2 protein-coding genes are annotated in these 2,432 nt (G+C 63.4%); both read right to left on the bottom strand.

The genetic code is table 11. The features are described 5' to 3' along the window. Nucleotides 1-1,826, bottom strand: a 1,826-nt coding sequence (locus AC4FAH_RS12465; RefSeq protein ID WP_490246128.1) for a diguanylate cyclase domain-containing protein, incomplete at its 3' end; no start/stop codon positions are given. A 176-nt stretch (nucleotides 1,827-2,002) separates the two neighbouring features. Continuing rightward, nucleotides 2,003-2,432, bottom strand: a 430-nt coding sequence (locus AC4FAH_RS12460; RefSeq protein ID WP_490246127.1) for a TatD family hydrolase, incomplete at its 5' end; no start/stop codon positions are given.

Below are 2,432 nucleotides of genomic sequence, written 5' to 3'. Positions count from 1 at the left end.
CCCAGGCTCGGCTGCAGATAGATCACCTCATCATTGAGCGTGACCTTGTCGCGCACGGCATTCAGCAGATTGTCCAGCCAGCCGCTGATACCGCCTCGCGTCGCTTCCAGCAGCCGGCGCTGGACCATGATCAGCAACCTGTCGGTCTCGAGGCGCGCCACATCGCCGGAATTGCCCAGCAAGGGAGCGATGCGCTTCTGGACCTGCTCCAGCTGGTGATTGCCCGGCTCGGCGCCGGCATGATCATAGAGCACCTGCAAGCCGCCGATCCGCAGCGCCATCAGCACGAAGCCCTCCATCGGCGCGACCTCGCCCAGCTGGTCAATCCGCACCTTGATCAGACGCAGTATGCCTTCACGGCTGAGCAGACCGGTATCGAGATCCGTCTCGCGCTCCTCGAGCAACTGGTGCTGGAGCAGCACGCGTTCCTGCTCCAGTCCTCGTACCACCAGCGTATCGAGAGTCATGTCCAGCAACGGCATCATCTCGGTGGCGTTAAGTCGATGGCCGCGACTGGCCACCAGCAGCAATTCGCTGCGTCCGGGATGCGGCGAGACCGAATAGCCCATCAGCTGGCTGGCGCCCAGTCGCTGACACAGCAGCAGCGCGCGATCTTCCTGCTCATCGACACTTTTGTCGACGCGCCCATCGCTATCGCGTCGCGAGCGATCGCCGGCTGATACGCACACGCGCCCCACCGGCAGGCGCCAGAGAGGATCACGCCGCAACGATGCCTCACTCAACCACTCACGCTCATCGTGACTCTGCAGAATCAGGTAGCCGGCGTTGGGATTTCCCACCTCACGCCGATAGATGATGATCTCTGCCCCCAGCATCTCGCGCACGCGCTGCAGGTACCGGGTGAGAGACGCCCGCGCATTCTGCGGCGTGTGGGTTTCATAGGGGGCGCTCAGTAACTGCTGGTTGAGAATGCTGTGGCGCTGGTATTGATGCTCGAGGTAGGCGCCATAGGCCCGACTCGCCCTGCGGTATCGACTGTCGCGCACCAACATGCCGATGGTGCCCATGCCCGCCAGCAAAATGATCAACAGCAGCACCGCCAGCGGAGTGCCCATCTCCTGCAGCAACTGAGCGACGCGATTTTCATCCTGCCAGCAGGCCTTGGCATGGTTGTAGCGATCGGCACGGCTGGATGCGGGCAAGGCCACGCAGACCTGCTGCGTCGCGATGGGCTGTGGCATGGCGTTGCTGACGACCTGCAGACCCTTCAAGCCCAGCACGGCCGCCTGCTCGTCCAGCAGGCCTGTCGTGAGCGGCATGCCCAGAATCAACAGCCCCTGCTCTTCCTGCGCTGGCAAGGCCTCCTCATCCTCGTAGAGCCCCTGCATGCCGATCAGCCATGGCTGGTTATCGACGATCAACCAGGCCAGCTGGGGTTGTGTCGGTGACTGGCGGGCAGCCTGCATGACGGGGGCGAGCGCACGTCGCCAGCTCACCGGCTGCTTGCCCAGCCAGTCGGCCCCCGGCGACCCGGCGTTGTGCTGCACCCAAGCGGCCACCTGCCCATCGCCACGCACGGCAGAGATCAGATGTATGCCGGTATTGATGGCGAACTCGGGGCCATACATGTACTCGAGCCAGGTCGTGTCGAGCTCGGGCTCGCGCAGAAACCTGGTCACGGCTTCTTCCCAGTAGCCGTTTTCCTGCAACTGTCCCGCGAGCAGGCGCTGTTCACTCTGGACCCACAAGGCCAGCCGCTGCCTGTCGGACTCACGATCCGCCTCGCGGGATTGCGTGATCTGGCTGGCCGTCAACCAGGCGGTGGCCAGCAATGCCGCCAGCAACAGCAGCGGCAGCAGGTACATCCTATAGCGGGGGCCAGCAGGCAAGGAGGCGTGCGCGAAGACAGCAGAAGACTCGTGTGCCGGCACACGAGAGGAGGAACGCGATGCTGAAGAATCTGACATTGATTTACCGATGATGAGGCGACCTCCTGAACCGGGTCGGCAGGCTGTCGCCTGGCCTTTGAGGTCAGTCTAGATCAGACGTTCAGTTGAAGAATACGCTGCACATTCGTCGTGGTGGATAACGCGATATCGTGGCGACTACTCGAGCGGAGTTCCGCCACCACGTCCGCGACCTTCGCCACTCGCGATGGCTCATTGCGCTGGCCCTGAAACCCGCACAGCGGCATGTCGGGGCTATCGGTTTCCAGCACGAAGCCATCGTCAGGCAGTGACGCCACCACTCCGCGCAGCTTGTTGGCACGCGGGTAGGTCACGCTGCCGCCCAGCCCCAGCACGAAGCCAAGCTCGAGAAAGCGCTCCGCCTGCACCTGACTGCCCGCGAAGGCGTGGATGATGCCGCCACGGGTGAGTCGTGCCTGCTTGATACGCTTGGCGACTTCGTCATTGGCGCGCACGCAGTGCACGATGACAGGCAAGGAGAATTCGCGTGCCATGCTCAGCTGG

This window comes from Cobetia sp. (assembly GCF_983723665.1).
Note: the sequence above shows the minus strand (reverse complement) of the source record. Positions and strands in the feature narration are given on the sequence as shown.